The organism is Cloacibacterium caeni (assembly GCF_907163125.1).
GTDB classification, from domain to species: domain Bacteria; phylum Bacteroidota; class Bacteroidia; order Flavobacteriales; family Weeksellaceae; genus Cloacibacterium; species Cloacibacterium caeni_B.
In genome coordinates, this window is sequence record NZ_OU015319.1 from 553257 (window position 1) to 576413 (window position 23157).

21 protein-coding genes are annotated in these 23157 nt (G+C 33.5%); 12 read left to right on the forward strand and 9 right to left on the reverse strand.

Annotated features, from left to right (window positions below; all coding sequences use genetic code 11):
* The first annotated feature begins 162 nt into the window (after positions 1-162).
* Complete coding sequence (locus tag KKQ79_RS02575; RefSeq protein WP_213188839.1) at positions 163-1119, forward strand: D-2-hydroxyacid dehydrogenase; 957 nt, start codon at positions 163-165, stop codon at positions 1117-1119.
* Between the two features lie 43 nt (positions 1120-1162).
* Here KKQ79_RS02575 and mscL read toward each other — a convergent pair whose 3' ends face one another.
* Positions 1163-1546, reverse strand: a complete 384-nt coding sequence (mscL, locus tag KKQ79_RS02580) for a large-conductance mechanosensitive channel protein MscL (RefSeq protein ID WP_213188840.1) — start codon at positions 1544-1546, stop codon at positions 1163-1165.
* Between the two features lie 134 nt (positions 1547-1680).
* On the opposite strand from mscL, the gene KKQ79_RS02585 reads away from it, so the two are divergent.
* Positions 1681-3180, forward strand: coding sequence for an NAD(P)H-hydrate dehydratase (locus tag KKQ79_RS02585; protein ID WP_213188841.1), 1500 nt, complete (start codon positions 1681-1683; stop codon positions 3178-3180).
* 35 nt (positions 3181-3215) lie between these two features.
* Here KKQ79_RS02585 and lgt read toward each other — a convergent pair whose 3' ends face one another.
* Together lgt and yidD are read right to left on the reverse strand one after the other, a co-directional pair.
* The gene (gene lgt / locus KKQ79_RS02590; protein WP_069796581.1) at positions 3216-4073 is read right to left on the reverse strand and encodes a prolipoprotein diacylglyceryl transferase; all 858 of its coding nucleotides are present in this window, start codon (positions 4071-4073) and stop codon (positions 3216-3218) included.
* Positions 4074-4101: 28 nt separating this feature from the next.
* Complete coding sequence (yidD, locus tag KKQ79_RS02595) at positions 4102-4347, reverse strand: membrane protein insertion efficiency factor YidD (RefSeq protein WP_069796578.1); 246 nt, start codon at positions 4345-4347, stop codon at positions 4102-4104.
* A 198-nt stretch (positions 4348-4545) separates the two neighbouring features.
* Between yidD and KKQ79_RS02600 the strand changes: the two genes are divergently transcribed.
* The 6 genes from KKQ79_RS02600 (at position 4546) to KKQ79_RS02625 (ending at position 10435) form a co-directional block, all read left to right on the forward strand.
* Positions 4546-5517, forward strand: a complete 972-nt coding sequence (locus KKQ79_RS02600; RefSeq protein WP_213188842.1) for a beta-ketoacyl-ACP synthase III — start codon at positions 4546-4548, stop codon at positions 5515-5517.
* Positions 5518-5572: 55 nt separating this feature from the next.
* Positions 5573-6397: an SDR family oxidoreductase gene (locus tag KKQ79_RS02605; protein WP_213188843.1), complete on the forward strand. Its 825-nt coding sequence runs from the start codon at positions 5573-5575 to the stop codon at positions 6395-6397.
* A gap of 375 nt (positions 6398-6772) precedes the next feature.
* Positions 6773-8053: a replication-associated recombination protein A gene (locus KKQ79_RS02610; RefSeq protein WP_213188844.1), complete on the forward strand. Its 1281-nt coding sequence runs from the start codon at positions 6773-6775 to the stop codon at positions 8051-8053.
* A gap of 1004 nt (positions 8054-9057) precedes the next feature.
* Positions 9058-9417: a hypothetical protein gene (locus tag KKQ79_RS02615; RefSeq protein WP_213188845.1), complete on the forward strand. Its 360-nt coding sequence runs from the start codon at positions 9058-9060 to the stop codon at positions 9415-9417.
* Between the two features lie 52 nt (positions 9418-9469).
* Positions 9470-9736: a YHS domain-containing protein gene (locus tag KKQ79_RS02620; RefSeq protein ID WP_213188846.1), complete on the forward strand. Its 267-nt coding sequence runs from the start codon at positions 9470-9472 to the stop codon at positions 9734-9736.
* Between the two features lie 9 nt (positions 9737-9745).
* A complete protein-coding gene (locus KKQ79_RS02625; protein ID WP_250131175.1) occupies positions 9746-10435 on the forward strand; it encodes an SCO family protein in 690 nt (229 codons plus the stop codon).
* A 37-nt stretch (positions 10436-10472) separates the two neighbouring features.
* Here the strand turns inward: KKQ79_RS02625 and KKQ79_RS02630 are convergent, their stop codons facing one another.
* Positions 10473-10910, reverse strand: coding sequence for an Hsp20/alpha crystallin family protein (locus tag KKQ79_RS02630; protein WP_250131176.1), 438 nt, complete (start codon positions 10908-10910; stop codon positions 10473-10475).
* Between the two features lie 178 nt (positions 10911-11088).
* Entirely contained in the window at positions 11089-11928 is an 840-nt protein-coding gene (gene pheA / locus KKQ79_RS02635; RefSeq protein WP_213188848.1) for a prephenate dehydratase, read from the reverse strand.
* Between the two features lie 275 nt (positions 11929-12203).
* Between pheA and KKQ79_RS02640 the strand changes: the two genes are divergently transcribed.
* The 4 genes from KKQ79_RS02640 (at position 12204) to KKQ79_RS02655 (ending at position 18321) form a co-directional block, all read left to right on the forward strand.
* Positions 12204-13211, forward strand: a complete 1008-nt coding sequence (locus KKQ79_RS02640; protein WP_213188849.1) for an isoaspartyl peptidase/L-asparaginase family protein — start codon at positions 12204-12206, stop codon at positions 13209-13211.
* A 6-nt stretch (positions 13212-13217) separates the two neighbouring features.
* Positions 13218-14048: a cyanophycinase gene (locus KKQ79_RS02645; protein WP_213188850.1), complete on the forward strand. Its 831-nt coding sequence runs from the start codon at positions 13218-13220 to the stop codon at positions 14046-14048.
* Between the two features lie 120 nt (positions 14049-14168).
* Complete coding sequence (locus KKQ79_RS02650; protein ID WP_213188851.1) at positions 14169-16961, forward strand: SusC/RagA family TonB-linked outer membrane protein; 2793 nt, start codon at positions 14169-14171, stop codon at positions 16959-16961.
* A 10-nt stretch (positions 16962-16971) separates the two neighbouring features.
* Positions 16972-18321 carry a RagB/SusD family nutrient uptake outer membrane protein gene (locus tag KKQ79_RS02655; protein ID WP_213188852.1) on the forward strand — a complete coding sequence of 450 codons (1350 nt, stop codon included), beginning with the start codon at positions 16972-16974 and terminating at the stop codon, positions 18319-18321.
* A gap of 121 nt (positions 18322-18442) precedes the next feature.
* Here the strand turns inward: KKQ79_RS02655 and acs are convergent, their stop codons facing one another.
* From acs to KKQ79_RS02675, 4 genes are all read right to left on the reverse strand, one after another.
* On the reverse strand, positions 18443-20395 hold the full coding sequence (gene acs, locus KKQ79_RS02660) for an acetate--CoA ligase (RefSeq protein ID WP_347813939.1): 1953 nt from the start codon (positions 20393-20395) through the stop codon (positions 18443-18445).
* Between the two features lie 2 nt (positions 20396-20397).
* The gene (locus tag KKQ79_RS02665; protein WP_213188854.1) at positions 20398-22290 is read right to left on the reverse strand and encodes an acetate--CoA ligase; all 1893 of its coding nucleotides are present in this window, start codon (positions 22288-22290) and stop codon (positions 20398-20400) included.
* Between the two features lie 77 nt (positions 22291-22367).
* Positions 22368-22730: a response regulator transcription factor gene (locus KKQ79_RS02670; RefSeq protein WP_213188855.1), complete on the reverse strand. Its 363-nt coding sequence runs from the start codon at positions 22728-22730 to the stop codon at positions 22368-22370.
* Positions 22731-22765: 35 nt separating this feature from the next.
* Complete coding sequence (locus KKQ79_RS02675) at positions 22766-23119, reverse strand: four helix bundle protein (RefSeq protein ID WP_213188856.1); 354 nt, start codon at positions 23117-23119, stop codon at positions 22766-22768.
* Between the last annotated feature and the right edge of the window lie 38 nt (positions 23120-23157).

The window sequence follows — 23157 nt, forward strand, 5'->3', positions numbered from 1 at the left end:
TTAATATCTATAATTTTCTCTAACTTTGCAACTTGAAAATCAGATATTAGAGCATTCAATACAAATGCTGCTGCTGCTGAAACTCTTGTTAAAGACAAAAATTTTGAGCAACAAGAATTTATAGATTCTAAAATTTTAATGATTAATCTAAAAAAAATATAAATGAAGGTATTAGCAAATGATGGATTGACACTATCAGGAATCAATGCTTTAGAAGAAAAAGGTTTCACTGTAATTACGGAAAAAGTTCCTCAAGAAGAGCTTATTTCTTACATCAATGCAGAAAAAATTAGAGCACTTTTGGTAAGAAGTGCAACTAAGGTGACTAAGGAAATTATAGACAACTGCCCATCTCTACAAATCATAGGAAGAGGCGGAGTAGGAATGGATAATATAGAAGTAGCATACGCTAGAGAAAAAGGACTTCATGTAATCAATACACCAGCTGCTTCCTCTGAAAGCGTGGCAGAATTGGTTTTTGCACATTTATTTACAGGATGCAGATTTTTACAAGATTCTAATAGAAAAATGCCAGTTTCGGGTCAAGCAGAATTTGCGAAACTTAAAAAATCTTACGAAAAAGGCTTAGAATTAAGAGGGAAAACCATTGGTATTGTTGGATTGGGTAGAATTGGTCAAGAAGTCGCAAGAATCGCACTAGGATTAGGAATGAAAGTCATCGCTTCTGATCTAATGATAGATAAAACGAGTATTAGATTAGATTTCTATAACAATCAATATATCGATATAGAAATTGTAACTGAACCTTTTGAAGAAGTGATAAAAAAAGCGGACTTTATTACGCTTCACGTTCCTGCCCAAAAATCTGCGATTATTGGCAAAGAAGAAATCGCTAAAATGAAAGATGGAGTAGCGTTAATCAATTGTGCAAGAGGTGGAGTAATAGATGAAGAAGCCTTAATAGAAGCATTAGATGCGGGTAAAGTTTCTTTTGCTGGATTAGATGTTTTCGTGAATGAACCTACACCATCAGAAAAAATTCTTACCCATCCTAAAATTTCTTTAACACCTCATACTGGAGCGTCTACTTTAGAAGCCCAAGACAGAATTGGCGAAGAATTGGCGATGCAGGTTGCAAATATTTTAAAAATTTCATAATAAAAAAACTCCGAAAATTTTCGGAGTTTCTTTTTGTATTAATTTATGATTTGTTTTTTAATAAATCTCTTATTTCTGCTAAAAGTTCTTCTTGTGTTGGTCCTGCAGGTGCAGCTGGAGCAGGTTCTTCTTTCTTTTTCATTCCATTAATCACTTTTATTAATAAAAAGATGACAAAAGAAATAATCAAGAAGCTGAGTACAGCAGCAAGGAAATTACCATATAAAATTCCACCATCAGTTTTTAATTCTTGGATTTTTTCTAAGTTTGCAGCCTTTAGAGCTGGTGTTAGTAAAGCAGGAGTGATGACATCATCTACCAATGAACTAACGATTTTTCCGAAAGCAGCACCTATGATTACTCCTACTGCTAAATCCATTGCATTTCCTTTAGCAATAAATTCTCTAAATTCTTTTATTAATCCCATAGTTTTATAATTAATATTTTAACAAATTTAAAAATTTAATCTAAACATTCTTTGAAATTTGTTCAAAAATTTAGCTCAAAACAGTCTCTATATTGATTAGTTTTTGTTGTAAATTTGTAAAACACAATCCCTGTATGAAAATTTTTTCAGCTGCTCAAATTAAAAATGGAGATTTATTTACCATCAAAAATGAACCCATTGCTTCTGTTCATTTAATGGAAAAAGCAGCGATGGCTTGCACCGATTTTATTCACCATAAATATCTTAAAACGCAGAATATTCTTATTTTTTGTGGCTATGGAAATAATGGAGGAGATGGTTTGGCAATGGCTAGATTACTTTATCAAAAAGGTTTTGATGTAGATGTATTCATTGATAAAAGTAAGAAAGATTTTTCAAAAGATGCGGAAATCAATTACCATAGATTAAAAGAATTTTTGGGAATCAGAATTCTAGATTTTATAGATTTTAATGAGAGTTTCATTAATGAAGATTCCATCATTATTGATGCTTTGTTCGGTACAGGATTGAACAGAAAAATCGAAGGTGAAATAGCCAAAATTATTCTAAAACTCAACCCAATTCATGTTCATAAAGTCGCAATCGACATTCCTTCAGGAATTTTGGCAGATGGAAATATTCCCGGAAATGCAGTCGTTTTTAAAGCAGATGAAACCTTGTCTTTAGAGTTCTGCAAACAATCATTTTTGCATCCAGAAATCGGCGAATATTGTGGTAAAATTCACATTTTAGAAATCGGAATCAGTAAAAAATATATAGAAAATACTGAAACGCCGCATTATATTATAGACGAAGAAGTCATAAGAAAAATTTATAAAAAAAGAAAAGATACTTCTCACAAAGGAAATTATGGCAAAACATGCATTGTAGCGGGAAGTTTTGGGAAAATTGGAGCTGCGGTTTTGGCCACGAAATCAGCTTTGTTTTCCGGGAGCGGTTTAACTTATATTTTGGCGCCAAAATGCGGTTACGAAATCCTGCAAACCACTTGTCCAGAAGCGATGTATTTATACGGAGGAGAAGATTTTATTAAAAATTTTACAGTAGAGAATGATTTCACGTATGGAATAGGTCCTGGATTGGGAACAGATTACGAAACTGAGGAAAAATTAATGCATTTTCTCAAAAATTATAATGAACCATTGGTTTTAGATGCAGATGCGTTGAATTTGATTTCCAAAAATCCAGAAAATTTAAATTTAATTCCAAAAAATTCAATTATTACGCCTCATCCTAAAGAGTTTTCTAGACTTTTTGGAGAATCCAAAGATTCTTTTGAACGATTAGAATTAGCCAAATCAAAGGCAAAAGAATTGAATATTTATATCGTTCTCAAAGGTCATCACACCCAAATCATCACTCCTGAAGGAAACGTATTTTATAACATTACAGGAAACTCTGGCTTGGCAAAAGGTGGAAGTGGAGATGTTTTATTGGGAATCATTACCTCATTTTTAGCACAAGGTTATTCGCCTGAAAATGCAGCAATATTTGGAGTTTGGCTTCATGGGAAAGCTGCGGATTTCACCGCCGAAAAATATTCTAAAGAAGCGATGCTCGCTTCAGATGTCATTCAGCATATTGGCGAAGTCTTTAAATATTTACAAAAATAAAGGGAAACAATTTGCTGTTTCCCTTTTTTATGATGTTAAAATTTGTCTTCGTATTTGAAATTTTTAGAATAAAGCATTACCGCTAATCCTATAATGACCAATGGAATTGATAAAACCTGACCTGTATTGAGAATTCCAAGGGTGATTTTTTCTTCTCCTTGAGGTTCTTTTAAGAATTCTACTAAAAATCTGATGGTCCAAAGTACAGCAAAGAAAAACCCGAAAAGCCAACCTTGACTGTATTTTTTCTTCGTGTAAAGATAAATTCCCCACATTACAAAAAATAATGCCAAATAAGAAAATGCCTCAAACAATTGAGTAGGATAGCGTGGAACAATTTCTCCGTATTCCATACTTTGTTGAGGAAACAATACGGCAAATGGTGAATCTGGTGCTGGTTTTCCTACGATTTCTGAGTTGAAAAAATTTCCCATTCTGATGAAAAATCCTGCTAAAGCCACAGTAATCGCCAATCTATCTAATAACCAAAGTGGATTTTTCTTCAACACTTTTATCGCAATAATAATGGTAGAAATAACCAGGACTATTGCAGCACCGTGACTTGCAAGTCCCGAAAATCCTGTGAATTTGAATTCTGGAACCGTCTGAATTGGCAAGAAAACACTCCAGAAATCTTGTTTAAATAATTCTGGTTGATAGAAAATAACGTGACCTAATCTCGCGCCGAGAATCGTTCCGATTAAAGTCCAAGTGAAAATGGTGTCTAAACTTTTTTCGCTTTCGTGGTCTATTTTGAACATTTTTACAAATAAATAATAACCAATTCCGAAGGCTAAAACAAACATTAAACTGTAATAATGTAAGGTAAAAGTTCCGATTTCTATTCCTTTAGAAGGATCCCAAGTGAAATATAATAGCGTAGCTAAATTCATATATTTTTATTGATTTGTTAGTATTTTTTCAATGTTGATGCTCTTTTTTGGGCGGTACAGGATCGTAACCGCTTCCTCCCCAAGGATGACAGCTAGAAATTCTCTTTGCACTGAGATAAATTCCTTTAAAAAGTCCGTGAACTTTTAATGCTTCCACCGTATAATGCGAACAGGTAGGTTCATATCTGCAATTTTTTCCCAACCATGGAGAAATTCCGTATTGATAAATTTTTATCAATACAATAAGCGGAAATATGAGAATTTTATTCAGCATGAGGTATAAAATACAAATGTAAGTTTTTTTTAAGTTTTCCTGAAACTTGATTTTTAAATTATTTATTTCATTTTAATAATATTAGCAATGAATTTTATAAAAATTTGTTTAATTAGGTTTTTAAAATGATAAAAAAATGCGTTAATATTTTTTATTTACAATTTTTATCATGACATTTGTTAGTAAAATAATAAGATTATGAAGAGAGCGTATATCAAAGGGACGGGTTCTTATACTCCGCCAAAAGTGATAAAAAATGATTTTTTTGAAGCAGTAGGTTCTAATGATGAATGGATTTTTAAAAATTTAGGAATTAAAGAACGCAGGATTGTAGAAGGTGAAGTAACCAGTGATTTGGCTTCTAAAGCGGCTTTAATTGCACTAGAAGATGCTGGAATTACAGCTGAAGAAGTGAACCTCATTATCGTAGCTACTTCTACACCAGACAGACAAGCGCCTTCTACGGCTTGTTTCGTACAAGAAAAAATAAATGCACCTCATGCTGTCGCTTTTGATATTTCTGCAGTTTGTTCGGGCGGAATTTATGGTTTAGCCATTGGTAGCCAATTTATACAAACCGGAATGTATAAAAATGTTTTGGTGATAGGAGCTGATGTTTTTTCGAGCATTACAGATTGGTCACGTAAAGATTCTGTATTTTTTGGAGATGGAGCAGGAGCGGTATTGTTATCGGCAACTACTGAAGACAAAGGGTTTATAGATTTTAAACTTCATGCAGATGGTACAGGAAAATATCATTTTAATATTCCGGCTGGTGGTTGTGAAATTCCGGCAAGTGAAGAAACCATCAAACAAGGGCTTCACTATTTCCAGATGAATGGAAAAGAAGTTTTTAATACAGCGACTAAAGTATTGCCAGAAGTAATCCACGAAGTTTTAGCGGATAATAACTTAACGGTAGATGATATAGACTGGGTGATTCCACATCAGCCAAGTGTTAGAATTTTACAAAAAGTAGCAGAAGAAGTAAATATTCCGTTTGAAAAAGTAATGACCAATATGGATAAATACGCCAATACTTCTGGGGGAACCATCCCAATAGTTTTAGACGAAACCTATAAAAGTGGAAAAATAAAAGAAGGGAATACCTTACTTTTTGCAGCCGTAGGTTCTGGTTGGACTTGGGGAGCAGCCTTATATAAAGTCTAAAATTTCAGACGTGTATTAAAAATTTTATCAATTATTTCAAACCCCCTATTTTATTATGTTTACTAATCAAACCTTTTTAATTACAGGAATCGCAGACGAAAATTCACTCGCTATGTACGTTGCCAAAAAAATCATCAAATATAACGGAAACGTAGTGTGTACAGGTCTTGGCGTAACTCCATTTCATAAAAATCTTTCAGAAAAAGCAGAAAGTTTTCTTAATAAATCTTACAATGACTTTGAAAATGCTTGTAAAAAATTATTAGGAGAAAATGTGCTAACTTTTCCTTTAGATATTACCTTGCCAGAAAGTTTAGAGGCTCTCACAGATTTTCTAAATGAAAAGAATGTTAAGCTCAATGGTTTTCTTCATGCAATTGCTATGGACAAAACCATACGTCAGAAATCTGTAAAACCCATGCTGGAAGTTACAGCAGATGAATTTAATGATACCATGAAGGTGTCTGCATTTTCTTTAATAAGCCTTTCTCACGCATTATTGAAAAGCAAAGTTTTACAAAACGGCTCATCTATAGTTACTTTAAGTTACATTGCAGCAGAGAAGGTTTCATTCTTTCCATATATCAATATGAGTATTGCAAAAGCAGCATTAGAAAGGTTGACGATTGAAATGGCTTATGAATTAGGTAGAGATTTCGGCATTAGAGCAAATTGTGTTCGTTTTTCACCATATATGGGAAGTAAAGCAGGAAATGCGACGCTAAAAATTGAAGATGTAGAAAGAGCCAATAGAATCAGTCCTTTAGGTAATGCACATCCCGAAGATTTAGCTCATGAAGTAGTACATTTATTCAGAAAAGACATTAGAATTACAGGCGAAATTCGTCATGTAGACGGTGGTTTTCACATTATGGGTTAAAATTTTTAGAAGCACACGCTTTCTACATTTTTTCACTTGTCTTCGTGCTGCAGCCACTCGCTTTTTTTCCCAAAGCTTATGCCAACATAAAAAAGAGCTCAAACAATGGCAGCATCACGGCTATTTTTCACCATTTTTCTTCTTTTCACTTTCTTAAAAAGAATAGGTTTCAAATTTTAGAAATAGTAAAAAGAATAAATTCGCGAATTTTAAAAATATCAATAGGAACGGGCTTTAGCCCGTTTCTTTTTTTTAGAAAATTCCATTTGGCTTTAGCCAAAATTTAAAGATTTTATACTTTAACGGAATTTAAAATCAAATTCAAATAGAAAATCCTAAAAATTTTCTCAAATTTGTATCTCAAACCTAAAAAAATTGTACCAAAATATTCCTTTAGCCGAAAAACTCAGACCTAAAACACTAGACGAAGTTTTAGGGCAAGAACATCTTACTGGAGACAATGGAACCATCCGTATAATGCTAGAAAATGACACGCTCAATTCTCTCATTTTATGGGGACCTCCCGGAACTGGAAAGACTACTTTGGCAGAAATTATATCTTCTACTTCTGGAAGGAAATTTTTCAAGCTTTCGGCGGTTTCTTCTGGAGTAAAAGAAGTGAGAGAGGTGATAGAAGATGCTAAAAAACAGAATCTTTTCACAGGGAAATCACCGATTTTGTTCATAGACGAGATTCACCGGTTTAACAAATCTCAACAAGATTCATTGCTTCATGCGGTGGAAAAAGGTTGGATAGTCTTAATTGGAGCAACTACAGAAAATCCTAGTTTCGAGGTGGTTTCGGCGTTGCTTTCTCGTTCACAAGTATATGTTTTGAAGTCTCTCAGTTTTGAAAAATTAGAAGAACTCGCAGAAATAGCCCTTTCCAGATACAATGAAGAAGAACAAACGCATTTTACACTCAAAGAAAAAGAAGCGCTGATTCAATATTCTGGTGGCGATGCTCGAAAACTCATTAATTCTATAGAGTTGGTTCTCAATCAATTCAAAAATGTAAAAGAAAAAGAAATCACCAACGAAGATGTGCTTTCGGTTTTACAAGAAACGATGGCACTTTATGATAAAAATGGGGAACAACACTATGATATTATTTCGGCGTTTATCAAATCTATGCGCGGTTCTGACCCAAATGGAGCGGTGTATTGGCTTGCTAGAATGATTGCGGGTGGTGAAGATGTAAAATTTATAGCACGCAGAATGCTCATTTTAGCAGCTGAAGATATTGGTTTGGCGAATCCAAATGCTTTGACGGTTGCCAATAATTGCTTTCAAGCGGTGAATGTCATTGGAAATCCAGAATCTAGAATTATTTTGAGCGAAACAGCCGTTTATTTGGCTTGTTCACCGAAATCTAACTCTACTTATAAAGCGATTGATGCAGCACTTGCTGTCGTAAAACAAACCGGGAATTTGCCAGTTCCGTTGCACCTGAGAAATGCACCAACGAAACTGATGAAAGACTTAGATTATGGCAAAGAATATCAATATGCGCATTCTTATGAAGGGAATTTTGTAAACCAAGAATTCTTGCCCAATGAAATTTCTGGAACCCAATTCTATGTTCCTGGCGAAAATGCCACTGAAAGAAAAATCCGCGAAGAATTGCAGAAAAAATGGAAGGGAAAATATTTTTAGGTTTGATGTTTGATGTTGGAAGCTAGATGATGGAAGATTGGATTTCTATGAAGTGTTCCGTAGGAACGATAGGTTTGTAGAAAAAAGAGTACCTAGAAATGCGTTCCGTAGGAACGCTATATGTGTAGAAAATTTTCCAAAATAAAATAAAGTTCCGTAGGAACGAAAGGTTTGTAGAAAAAAGAGTACCTAGAAATGCGTTCCGTAGGAACGCTATATGTGTAGAAAATTTTCCCAAATATAATAAAGTTCCGTAGAAACGATAGGTTTGTAGAAAAAAGAGTACCTAGAAATGCGTTCCGTAGGAACGCTATATGTGTAGAAAATTTTTCCCAATAAAATAAAGTTCCGTAGAAACGATAGGTTTGTAGAAATAATGACCACCTAGAATGGCGTTCCGTAGGAACGCTATGTGTGTAGAAAATTTTCCCAAATAAAATAAAGTTCCGTAGGAACGCTATATGTGTAGAAGCAATACCACAAAGAAAAAGCGTTCCGTAGGAACGTTATATGTGTAGAAAATTTTCCAAAATAAAATAAAGTTCCGTAGGAACGATAGGTTTGTAGAAAAAAGAGTACCTAGAAATGCGTTCCGTAGGAACGCTATATGTGTAGAAAATTTTCGCATATATAATAAAGTTCCGTAGAAACGAAAGGTTTGTAGAAATTATGACCACCTAGAAAATGCGTTCCGTAGGAACGCTATATGTGTAGAAAATTTTTCCCAATAAAATAAAGTTCCGTAGGAACGATAGGTTTGTAGAAATTATGACCACCTAGAAAATGCGTTCCGTAGGAACGCTATATGTGTAGAAAATTTTCCCAGATATAATATAGTTCCGTAGGAACGAAAGGTTTGTAGAAATTATGACCACCTAGAAAATGCGTTCCGTAGGAACGCTATGTCTGTAGATACAACATCACAAAGAAAAAGCTTTCCTCAAAGTTACAAAAATCACAAAGAGTTATATTTAAAATTCCTTAAATTTGTCATTCTTTAAAAAATGAGAATTGTAATTGCCATATTTTTATTTTTGGTGATGTCGGTGCGTTCTGTGCTGCCATTATTAGATTATGCGTTGAATTACAACTACATTTCTACTCAACTTTGCGAAAACCAATCTGAACCTGATTTGCGATGCAACGGAAAATGCTACGTGAAAAACGAAATGGCAAAATCTTCTGAAAATCAATCGACTAAAATTCAGAAAGTGGAGTTTTTACAGTTATTTCTTCCCACGGAAAGTTTAGTGGTACAAGAACAAAAACATCAGGATTTTTCAAAAACGAAAGTTTTCATCCATCACTTTAATTTTACTTTTCAAGATTTTTACCCTGAGTTTTTTCATCCACCTTTAGTTTGAAATTAATTTTCGTACTTTTATTCAATTAATTTTAACTTTAAAAAATCAAAAAATGAAATCTATATTAACCGTTGCTTTTGTAGCAATTTCTATATTATCTTCTTGTCAACAAACGCCAGAAACTAAAAAAGTTCACGACCATAAAAAAACGACACAAAAATTAGACGTAAAAGTGGTGAACGAAGAAGACCCGATTTGCGGAATGAAAACAGCAAAGTTTTTAAAAGATACTGCTGTTTATAAAGGAAAAACCTATGGTTTCTGCAATAAACTTTGCAAAGAAGAATTCAAAAAAAATCCAAAAAAATACGCGAAATAATTTCTGAACATGCCGAAACCTAAAAAAGCGTCTGGTTTTGGAATGAATAAAATGCTGGTATACCAAATGATAGCTTTAGTCGTTATTATTCTAGCATTTATCGCAGGAAATTACTTTTTCAAGAAAAGTCTTCATACGGTAATGAAGGCGCCAAATTTTGAATTAATCGACCAAAATAATCGTAGAATTTCAAATACTGATATGCTGGGAAAAGTCTATGTAGTAGAGTTTTTCTATGCGAGATGTCCTACGATTTGCCCGATTATGAATAACAACTTGAAATTCGTAGATCAAGCGATTAAGAGCAAAGATTTTGGGATTATTTCCATTTCTATAGATCCAGAAAATGACACGCCAGAATTTTTAAAAGCACACGCCAAAAAACTAGGCGTTACCAATCCCAATTGGCATTTTTTGACAGGAAATAGAGATTACATCGGTGATTTAGCCAATGAATTTGATATTTATGTAGGCGACAAAGATGACCAGTCAGAAAGTCTTAATCACAGCGGAATGCTGGCTTTGGTAGACAAAGAAGGCAATGTGAGATGCAGATTTGGAAAAGATGGCATGCCGATTCTTTATTATTCTGGACTGAATTATGATGATCAAGAAGGAAAAAATGCGAGTTTAAAAGGCAAATTCCAGCCAGACAGAAAATTATTGATAGAAGATATTCAGAAACTTCTAGAAGAATAAAAAAAACGGTGAGAAATTTTCTCACCGTTTTCATTTGTTATTTAATCTCTATGGTTTTCACTTCTTTTTTAGCGTTTTCTCTTTTCGGAACCGCCAATTTCAGAATGCCGTTGTCATATTTTGCTTCGATGTGTTCTACATCTACAATATCAGAAGGCAAGGTAAATGAACGGGTGAATGATTGATAATTAAATTCTCTTCTGGTGTAGTTTTTCTTCTCATCTCTTTCTTCGTTTTCGGTTTGAGATTCCGAAGAAATGGTAAGAATGTTTCGATCGATGTTAATTTTAAAATCTTCTTTTTTCAATCCTGGAACCGCCATTTCAATTTCGTAATGGGTTTCGGTTTCTTTAACGTTTACAGAAGGCATGGTAAAGCCCATTTCTGTAAGGTTTTTTTCATTCCAGTTAAATAAATCTTTGGTAAAAAAATCTTCAAAGAAACTATTTAACCCTGTCATTGGATTTCTTTTCATTAAAGTTGACATTTTTTTAAGTTTTAAGGTTAAACATCCGTGATGAAACAGTAATAAAAAATCGCTGAATTTTCAAAACAAAATTACAACGATTAAAAGATTTTAGAAAGTGTTTTTAGATAAATTTAGATTGAAAATTTCTATAATTTATAAAATTAATATACTAAAAATCAATAGTTTAAATTTCTAATAAGTATTCATTATAGTGACCTAGAAATTTCACTTCTGTACCGAGAGATTTCAGTTCTTCTAAGGCGTTATTAGACAAGACAGGATGCCATTCATTCGCTACATTAATGAAGAAAAAGTAATTTCCTAATCCAGTTTTCAGGGTTCGGCTTTCAATTTTGGTTAAATTCATTTTTCGCCATGCAAAAACAGAGAGAACTTGATGTAAACCTCCTGCATGATCTTCTGGTAAAGTAATGATGAGAGAGGTTTTTTCGGTGATTTTATTTTGTGGAAGATTCAGTCTTTCTCCCTTTTTAGAAATCACAATAAATTTGGTGTGATTTTGTTCAATATCTTGAATATTCTGGTGAATGATTTTCAGTCCGTATAATTTTGCGGCATAAGAATTGGCAATCGCAGCATATTTTTTTTCAGGATTTTCGGCCACTCTTTTAGCAGCAGCAGCAGTAGAACCGAATTCTTGCTTTATGACATCTTTGTATTCTTTGTCCAAAAAATGATAACATTGCGCCAAAGCTTGAGGATGAGAATAAATTTTTTCAATTTCTGTATTGTCTGGATGAATCATCAATTGATGCGAAATGGGCATCACTACTTCTGTTTCCACAAAAATTCCGTCAAAATCATAAAGATAATCCAGCGTCATAGAAACAGTTCCTTCGATAGAATTTTCGAGGGGAACTACGGCTTTTTCTACCAAATTATTTTGTACTGCCTTGAAACAATCTAAAATATTAGACTGTGGCAAGAGTTCTTCATTGGGAAAAATTTGTGAAGTAGCAAGCTGTGTAAAACTAGCTTGTGGTCCGAGGAAAGCGATTTTCATTATTTGATTTAACAATTTAAAAATGCAAAAATACAGAATATAAGTTTTGTAATTTTAAATATTGATTTAATTAGTGAAGTTAAATTATTTTTTTCTGATTTTTTTAAAGTTTTTTTTGTTTTTTTTTAGATAAATAATCCTTTTTGTGGATAAATAATAATTACTGATTAATGATTTTGATGATTTTATTAGAAATATTATTTTATTTTGACTATATGATTTTAAATTTCGTTTTTTTTTATATTTTTAGCATCTATTTTAAGTTAATGATAAAAATGAAGAAAATTTTACTGTTATTTTTAGTTAGTATTTCAATGTTTTTTTATGGTCAAAAAAAATATGTGGTGGTAATACATGGAGGAGCTGGTACCATCCTTAAAAAAGAAATGTCACCAGAATTAGAGCAAAAATACAGAGATAAATTGAAAGAAGCGCTCACAAAGTCTTACGAAAAGATAAAAGAAGGAAAGTCCTCTCTAGAAGCTGTAGAAGCAGCAATAGTAGTAATGGAAGATAGTCCGCTTTTTAATGCAGGCAAAGGTGCTGTTTTTACCAGTGATGGCAGAAATGAGTTGGATGCTTCTGTAATGTATGGAAAAGATAAATCTGCTGGAGCGGTAGCTGGTCTTACTGTAGTTAAAAATCCTATAAAAGCAGCTTTGGCAGTTATGCAAAAGTCTGAACATGTAATGATGATAGGAAAAGGAGCGGAGCAATTTTCAAAAAATCAAGGACTAGAGATTGTAAACCCCAAATATTTTTGGACTCAAAACAGATGGGATGCACTTCAGAAAGTGAAGAAAGCAGAGTTGAAAGCTAATCAACCTAATGCAATGAATAATCATCATTATCCAAGCTATTATTGGGTAGATAGAAAATTTGGTACAGTAGGATGTGTGGCTCTAGATAAAGAAGGAAATATTGCAGCGGGAACTTCTACAGGAGGCATGACTAATAAAAAATATGGGAGAGTGGGAGATGCACCTATTATTGGTGCGGGAACTTATGCAGACGAAAATATAGGAATTTCTGGAACAGGATGGGGAGAATTTTATATAAGAACATCTGCCGCTAGAACGGTTGCTGCAAAATACGAATATCAAAATAAAGATGTAAAAACTGCTACTGAAGAAGTAATGCTAGAAATAGAAAAATTAGGAGGAGACGGCGGAATGATCGCTTTAGATAAAAATGGAAACGTGGCAATGACTTTCAATACCGAGGGGATGTATAGAGGCATGGTAACAGAAGATGGCGAAATTACTATTGAAATTTATAAATAAGATAAAATGAAGAAATTTTTATTAGTTGTAACTGTTTTCCTTTTTAGCCTCAGTTTTTCGCAAAACAATAAGGGTAAACTTTTTATCATTGGAGGAGGTTCCCGACCAGATTTTTTAGTAGATAGAATGGTAAAAGAGGCAGGCTTGAATCCTGGTGATGCGGTGGCTATTTTCCCTCAAGCTAGTTCAGAGCAGGATTCTTCTTTTTATTACGCAAAACAACAATTTGAAAAAAGAAATTTGAAGGCTGTAAATTATGCTTTCAAAAAAGGCGAAAAATTGCCTTCATCTAAGTTAGATTCCTTGAAAAAAGCTAAATTGATTTATGTTGGAGGTGGAGATCAGGTAATTTTTATGGATATAATTAATACTTATCCAGAAGTGAAAAATATCTTGCAAGAATCTTACGAAAAGGGTAATATGATTGCTGGTACAAGTGCAGGAGCAGCTATTATGAGTGAGGTAATGATTACAGGGAATCAACTGAAATATAAGGATTACGAAAATACTTTTGATAATATTGAGTCTCAAAACGTAGAAACTTCTTCAGGGATGGGATTTATTAAATCTGCTGTTATAGACCAGCATTTTGTGGTGCGCAGTAGATATAACAGGCTCCTTTCTTTAATCATAGAAAACCCAGGTTATCAAGGGATAGGAATTGATGAAGGGACAGCGATTTTGGTTAAAAATAATAATAAAGCCGAGGTTGTAGGGAGGGCTCAAGTGATAGTCTTTAAAAATCCTAAGAATTCTAAAAGTTCTTACACCGAAAAGTTAGGATCTAGAGGGATAACTCTAGATATTTATTTAAACGGTGATGAATTTACATTTTAATGATTAAAATTAAGAAAAAACAATATTTTAATCGTTGAAAAGAAATAATTTGCAAATTTTTTATGTTAAAATTTGTTAAATAATAAAATTATTACTAATGTTGATAAAAATTAATTAAATATGAGAAAAAATGTGCTTAAATTATCTGTTGCGTCATTATTTTTCATTGGAGTTGGCGTGTATGGTCAAAAGTCAGACACCATTACCAAAGAAAGAAAAATAGACGAAGTAATAGTAGTAGGTTATGGTAAATCTACAAAAGCTAAACTTACCGATAATGTAGCTAAAATTAGCTCTGAATCATTAAAAGAAATTCCTAATGCCAATTTTCAAAATGCAATAGTAGGTAAAGCAGCTGGGGTTAGAGTAAACCAAACGAATGGTAAATTGGAATCAGGTTTTAATATTAATGTTCGTGGTTCGGCAAGTATTAGTGCAGGCACAAGTCCATTGTATGTGATAGACGGAATTCCTATGATTAATAATGATGAGTCTACTAACGGAGCAGCAGTAAACCCATTGGTTACTCTAAGTGCTACTGAGATAGAATCAATAGAAATTTTGAAAGACGCTTCTTCAGCAGCTATTTATGGTTCTAGAGGTAGTAATGGAGTTGTTTTGATTACTACTAAAACAGGTAGAAAAGGCAAACCAAAACTTACCTTAAATTTATCTCAAGGTTTTAGCGAGCCTACTAATAAAGTACAGTTTTTAAATGCAAAACAATATGTAGAATTGTTTCTAGAAGCAGGTAGAAATGTAGGACGAGAAAGTTCAGTAATTACAAGGCTTAATAGGTATTCTAATAATACAGATTGGCAAAATGGAGTAATTGATACAGATTGGCAAGACTATATCTTTAAAAAAGGAGCAGTAAGAGATGCAGATTTCTCAGTTTCGGGTGGTGATGATAAATATAATTATATGTTTACTGCTTCTAATAACGATACACAAGGTATTATTAGAAAAAATGATTTAGACAGAAATACTGCTAGATTAAATATTAGTGCAAGTCCAACTGATAAATTAAAATTGGGATTAAATTTAGGTTTTTCTAGAACAAGTATTGATAGAGTTTCTAATGATAACCAATTTACTACACCTATGCAAGCCATTGCATTAGCTCCTATTTCTCCAGCTTTTGTTGATGGAGAACCCTTTGATGGTACTACCTACGCTAATTTTTTATTAGAAGATAAGTATGCAAGCTATAATACGTTGATTAAAAGAGTTACAGGTAAGTTATTTGGGGAATATAAAATTTTGAAAAATTTAACTTTTAATTCTGATTTTGGGTATGATTATTATAATCAAAAAGAGAAAAAATATAGAGGGAAAAAGACTCCATTTATGTCAACAGATGGTTATGCGTTTAACTCTTGGGTAGACACAGAAAATATAATTTTTTCTAATTACTTATCTTATAATTTAAAATTGGGAGCGCATAATTTCAGTGCAATAGCAGGAACAGAACTTAATAAGAATAGAAGAGAATACGGAAGTGTAACGGGAATTAGGTTTCCTTCTGATGATTTCCAAAATATTGATAGTGCTGGAGAAATTAATGCGGGTGGAGGAAATACTACAGAATATTCATTTTTCTCATACTTTGCCAGAGCAAATTATGATTATCAAGGAAAATATTTATTTAAAGCTTCTATTCGTAAGGATGGTTCTTCTAGATTTGGTAAAGCAAATAGATATGGGATTTTTCCAGCATTTTCTGCAGGTTGGGTACTTTCAAAAGAAGATTTCTTGTCTTCATCTGATGTAATTTCTCTCTTAAAATTAAGAGCAAGCTGGGGAAAAACAGGTAATGCCGAAATTGGTAATTTTGCATCTCGTGATTTATGGAATGCAGCATCTTATAAGCAATTACCAGCCATTGAACCAGTGCAACCAGAGAGTCCAAATCTTACTTGGGAAAAATCAAGCCAAACAGATATAGGATTAGACATTGGAGTTTTCAATAATAGAGTTTCTGGGGAAATTGATTTTTATAACAAAAAAACAAACGGATTGTTATTCTATCAAAACATACCATATACTTCAGGATATTCTAATATCTATAGAAATATTGGTGATATGAAAAACACAGGATTTGAAATGGTAATCAATACTCAAAATATTAAAAAAGATAATTTTACTTGGGATACCAATTTTAATGTAGCAAAGAATAATAATGAAATTACTGCTTTGCCAGATGATAATAGAGATCAAATTATTGGAAATGTAATTAGAAGAGTAGGCGAAAGATTAGATTCTTTTTATTTAGTAGAATATGCGGGAGTAGACCCAAATAATGGAGATGCATTGTTTTATAAAAACACTTTAAATCCAGATGGTTCATTAGATAAAACTAAAACCAATGATTACAGCGAAGCTCAAAGAATAATTGCAGGAAGCTCTACTCCTGATTGGATAGCAGGTTTAACCAACACAGTAGAGTACAAGAATTTTGATTTCTCTTTTACATTCTACGGAGAATTCGGAGGAAATTTATACAATTCTGGAGGTAAATTCATGTCTACTTCAGCAAGTAATGGGTATGATAACCAAACGGTAGATCAGATGAACCGTTGGCAAAACCCTGGTGATATTACCAATGTGCCACAAGCAAGATTAGGAAAAGGAAATGGAGTAGAAGAATCTACAAGATATTTAGAAAAGAACGATTTTGTTAGATTGAGAAATTTAAGCTTAGGTTATACTTTTAATAAAAATTTAACTTCATCAATTGGAGTTAATAAGCTTAGACTATATGTGTCTGCTATCAATGTACTCACTTTTACAAAATATAGTGGTTACGACCCAGAAGCAAGATCAGATACAAATAGAGGCGGAGGTGGTTCTACATTTTATTCAGCACCACCAGCTAAAACGGTAACTTTTGGTATTAATGTTAATTTTTAAAACTAAACAAATGAAAAATTTAAAATATTTAATTTTAACCATATCAAGTCTTTTTCTGTTGACATCTTGTGATAGAGAATTAGACATAAACCCTGAACAAGGAATTGATACTGAAACAGCAATTTCAACTCCAGAAGGAATTCAGCAAATTCTAATTGGAGCTTATGCAAACACTGGTGATGGTGACCTTTTCGGAGGAGATTTACAAATTTATGCTGATCTTCTTGCAGATGACAGTTACTTGTATTGGTGGGGAACTTATGCAGAATTAGGAAATATTCACGAAAAAAATATTATATCTGATAATGTTTATGTAAGAGATACTTGGGGTAGAGCTTATAAAGTAATTAATGCTACAAATGTTATATTAGAAAATCTTAGCGTAGTAAAGGATGCAGATGACAAAAAAAGAATTGAAGGTGAAGCAAAATTCTTAAGAGCATTAAACTATTTTGAATTAGTAAGATTCTTTGGTAAACAATATGAAGCTGGTAAAAATAATACACAATTAGGGGTTCCTATTGTTCTTAAAACTGTTACAGATTTTAATGGAGATTTATCTGTTGCTCGAAATACAGTAGAGGAAGTTTACACTCAAGTAATTAAAGATCTAAACGAATCAATAGCTAATTTGCCCGAAGAGAATTCTTTTTATGCAGATGCTTACTCTGCAAAAGCACTTTTGTCAAGAGTTTATCTTCAAAAACAAGACTACACCAATGCCAGAAATATAGCAAATGATGTAATTGAAAACAGTGGTAAGTCATTAATGACAAATTATAAAGATGCTTTCAATACTTCAGAAAACATAAGTGAAGATCTGTTCACAATGCAAGTAACATCTCAGTCAGGAGAAAATGATTTAATTACTTTTTATGCAGATGAACCACAAGGTGGAAGAGGAGGAGATATTTCTCTTACTGAAGATTATTTAAATTTATTCGAGGCAGATGATGTTAGAGGATCTTTCTATTACTATAATTACTATGATGATGTTCTTACAAGTAAATACACCAATCAATATGGTAATATTCATGTAATTAGATTAGCGGAAATGTATTTGATTAGAGCAGAATCAAATTTCAGAATGAATACTTCTTTAGGAGCAACTCCTTTAGATGATGTCAATACAATAAGAAGAAGAGCTCACGCATCAGAATTATTATCAGTTACATTAGATGATATTTTGACAGAAAGAAGAAGAGAACTTGCGTTTGAAGGCTTCTTAATACATGATGTTAAACGTACTAAAGGAAACGTAGGTTACTTAAGCTGGAATAGCGATGAATTGGTTTTTCCTATTCCTTTAAGAGAAATCCAAGTGAATAAAAAACTGGTTCAAAACCCTGGATACAACTAATATTTAGAAAATAATAAAAAAGAAAGTCAGCAATATTTTGCTGACTTTTTCAATAAATAAAAATACAAAAAACCTCCCAAAAATGAGAGGTTTTCGTGTGACCAAAAATTAACAATAATCATTAGTTGATCCTTCCATCTTTTATTTCGTCTACAATTTCTGGATTGAGTAGGGTAGAAATATCTCCAAAGTTGCTGAAATCTCCTTCGGCAATTTTTCTTAAAATTCTACGCATAATTTTTCCAGAACGTGTTTTTGGCAGGCCAGAAACAAACTGTATTTTATCTAATTTAGCGATTGGACCGATGGTATCAGAAATCAACATATTAATTTCTTTTCTTAAATTTTCTTTGTCTCTTTCTTCACCAGATTCTTTCAAAATTACAAAACCATACAATGCATTTCCTTTAATATCATGAGGGAAACCTACAATTGCGGATTCTGCAACAGCTGGGTGTAAGTTGATGCTGTCTTCAATTGGAGCAGTTCCTAAATTATGACCAGAAACAATAATCACATCATCTACACGACCTGTAATTCTATAATACCCTGTTTCGTCTCTCAATGCGCCATCACCTGTGAAATATTTCCCAGGGAAAGCGGTAAAATAGGTTTCTTTGTATCTTTGATGGTCGCCCCAAATTGTTCTGGCAATTCCCGGCCAAGGAAAACGGATACAAAGGTTTCCATCTACTTGATTTCCTGTGATTTCGTTGCGTTTTTCATCCATTAAAACCGGTTGGATTCCCGGAAGTGGAAGGGTAGCGTAAGTTGGCTTAGTCGGCGTAACAAAAGGAAGTGGAGAAATCATAATTCCGCCTGTTTCGGTTTGCCACCATGTATCTACTATTGGACATTTTTTCTTGCCAACATGGTCATTATACCAGTGCCAAGCTTCGTCATTAATCGGTTCACCTACTGAACCAATCACTCTAAGACTTGATAAATCATGTTTTTCTACCCAAGAAGAAGATTCTTTAGCCAAAGAACGAATCGCAGTAGGAGCAGTGTAGAACTGTGTTACTTTGTGTTTTTCAATTACTGCCCAGAAACGGTCTGGCTCTGGATAAGTAGGAACTCCTTCAAAAATAACCGTAGTAGCACCATTGGTTAATGGTCCGTATAAAATGTAAGAGTGACCTGTAATCCAACCAATATCTGCAGTACACCAGTAAATATCATTTTCTTTGTAATTGAAAACATTTTTAAAAGTATAACCCGTGTAAACCATGTAACCAGCAGTAGTGTGCAACATTCCTTTTGGTTTTCCTGTAGAACCAGAAGTATAAAGAATGAATAATGGATCTTCTGCGTCCATGATTTTGGTAACGAAATCAGCAGAAGCTTTTGGATAGTAATCATCTAACCAAACATCTCTTCCTTCTTTCATTTTTACTTCGGTGTTGGTTCTTTTTACCACCAAAACCTTTTCTACAGAAGGTGTTTTTTCTACGGCTTCATCGATGATTCCTTTTAGGTCAATAGCTTTGTTTCCTCTGTAACTTCCGTCTGAAGTGATAATCATTTTTGCTTCGCAGTCATTCACTCTAGAAGTTACCGCAGAAGCAGAAAATCCAGCGAAAATAACAGAATGTACAGCACCCATTTTAGCACAAGCCAACATGGTAACAGCCAATTCTGGAATCATCGGTAAATAGATACAAACTCTGTCACCTTTTTTTACGCCCAATTCTGTAAGAACATTCGCCATTTTGCAAACCCTTTCGTGAAGTTCTCGATAAGAAATGTATTGCGCTTCTTCATTTGGATCATTAGGTTCCCAGATAATCGCGGTTTTATCACCTCTTTCTGCCAAATGTCGGTCTAAACAGTTTTTGGTAATATTGAGTTTTGCACCTTTAAACCATTCGATTTTGGCTTCTTCCATGTCAAATTTTACCACTTTGTTCCAGCGCTGATACCAAACAAAGTTTTCATCTGCAATTTTGTCCCAGAATTTTTTAGGATTCTTAATTGATTTTTTGTACTGCTTGAAATAATCAGGCAAATCGTGAATTACATAATTTTTCATATCAAATTTTAATTTTTTAGATTCCTTTTGTAAGGAAAGTATCTTTATTTTCTATATTCTTCGAATTTTTCTTGAAGTTCACCAATGATTGCTTCATCATCTATGGTAGAAGGAATTTGGAACTCTTTTCCGTCTAACATAGTTCTGATAAGTTTTCTCAAAATTTTTCCACTTCGGGTTTTTGGGAGTCGTTTTACCACGACAATGTTTCTTAATGCGGCAACTGCTCCAATTTTTTCTCTAACCAATGCTACGACTTCTTTTTCCACTTCGGTTTCAGAAATTTGAGTTCCAGATTTTAAAACCACCAATCCGAAAGGAATTTGACCTTTTAAATCGTCTTCTATTCCTACTACACAGCATTCTGCAACATCTTTGTGTTCAGAAACAGCTTCTTCCATTTCTGCAGTAGAAAGTCGGTGTCCTGCTACATTAATGATGTCATCAACTCTTCCTGTGATGAAAATATATCCGTCTTCATCTCTGATGGCGCCATCTCCAGAAAAATAATATCCCGGGAATTTTGCTAAATAACCATAGTGGAATCTTTCGTAATCTCCCCAAATTCCCATTAAAGTTCCTGGAGGAAGCGGTAGTTTTATCACCAAATAACCTTCATGGTGTGCTTCTAGTTCGTAACCTTCTTCGTCAAAAATTTTAATATCATAACCAGGGATTGGTTTTCCAGCGGAAGCACGTTTTACGCCATCATCTTCTACGCCGCGCATTAGTGATAACATAGGCCAACCAGATTCTGTTTGCCACCAATGGTCAATAGGAGTAATACCTACTTTTTCTTCGTACCAGTCTAAAGTAGCTACATCGCATCTTTCACCCGCTAAAAACTGGGTTCTGAAATGGGATAAATCGTATTTTTTGATGAATTCACCATCTGGATCTTCTTTTTTAATCGCTCTTATAGCTGTAGGCGCGGTAAACATTACAGAAACTTTGTATTCAGAGAGGATTCTCCAAGTAGTTCCTGCATCTGGCGTCATAATCGGTTTTCCTTCGAAAATAATAGAGGTATTTCTGTTGATAAGCGGTCCGTAAATAATGTAACTGTGACCAACTACCCAACCAATATCTGAAGCTGCCCAGAAAACTTCGCCGGGTTTTGCGCCATAAATTTTTTCAATGGAAAATTTAAGTGCGGTAGCATAACCTCCCGTATCACGAACTACACCTTTAGGTTTTCCTGTAGTTCCTGAGGTATAAAGAATATAAAGTGGATGTGTAGATTTTACGGGGACGCAATCTGCAGGTTCTGATTTTTCTAACAATTCTTGAAAATTGGTCAGTTGAGGTTCGTTTTTCCAATCTACTTTATTGCCCCAAAGTTGACGGTCAAAAACCACAATATGTTCAGGTTTATGAGAAGCCATTTCATAAGCTTCTTTCACGAAAGGCAAATAAGGAATTCTCTTTTTAACCTCTACACCAGCACTTGCTGTAATAATTGCTTTTGGATTACAATCATCTATTCTAATGGCTAATTCATGTGGCGCAAAACCTCCAAAAACTACAGAATGAGTGATTCCTAATCTGGCACAAGCGAGCATAGCATAGGCAGCTTGTGGAATCATAGGCATGTAAATAATGGCATTGTCACCTTTTTTTAATCCTAACGATTGCAAACCTCCCGCGAATTTTGAAACATTTTCTTTTAACTCGTTAAAAGTAATTTTCTGTTTCGTATCCGTAACAGGGGAGTCGTAAATGTAGGCAACTTGGTCACCATAACCATCTTCTATGTGCTTGTCTATGGCGAGAAAACATGCGTTCAACTCTCCATCTGCAAACCATACAGGATAGTTGTTTTCTCCTTGAGAAAGAATCGTTTGAGGTTTTTTGAACCAATGAATTTGGTCGGCTTGTTCTGCCCAAAATTGTTCCTTGTTTTCAATACTGTTCAAGAACATTTCATGCGCTTTCATAATTTTAGATTTTTTTGGATTTTGATTTCAGATTTTACGCTGAAACAATTAATATTTTGTAGATTTTTTTTAATTTTTTAAGTTAATAATTCTTCTACCTGCTGAACCAGTTTCTTGATAGAGTAAGGCTTGGTAACATAAGCATCAGCTCCTAAACTCAATCCTTTTTCTATGTCTGCAGGATTGGTTTTTGCAGATAAGAAAATGACCTTACACTGATTCAGTTTTTCTTGTTTTTTTATTTCTTGCAACGTGGTGTAACCATCTACATTGGGCATCATGATATCGAGTAAAATAATATCTGGTGTTTCCTCCTTTAATAATTCTAAAACTTCCGAGCCATCTCTTGCGATGAAGACTTCATAACCTGCTTTTCGGAAGGTGTATTCTAAGGTCATGATGATTTTGTGTTCGTCGTCTGCTATAAGTATCTTTTTCATTTTTATTTTAGATTTCAGATGTTAGACATCAGATTTTAGATTTTTAAATTTATTTTAAAACTGTAAATCATTTTTTGAATTTCATTTAATTCTGATAATAAAATGTTTACTTTTTCCTCTTTTATTAATTCTAGTTCTTTAATTAAAATAAGTTGTGTTTGAAGTTCAAAGGAGGAACCGTTTGCGATTCCTAAAAAATGATTGAACTCGGTATTGCTATTTCTACCAGCGCCTTCTGCAATATTCGAAGGAATAGAAATGGCAGCTCTTTTTATTTGAGAAATTAATCCAAATTTTTCTTCATGGGGTATCTCTGTACATGCTAAATATATATTTTTTGCGAGTTGAATTGATTTTTGCCAAAAAATTAATTTTTCAAATTGATGCATGGTTATTTTATGTTTTTAATAATTGCTATTCTTATATC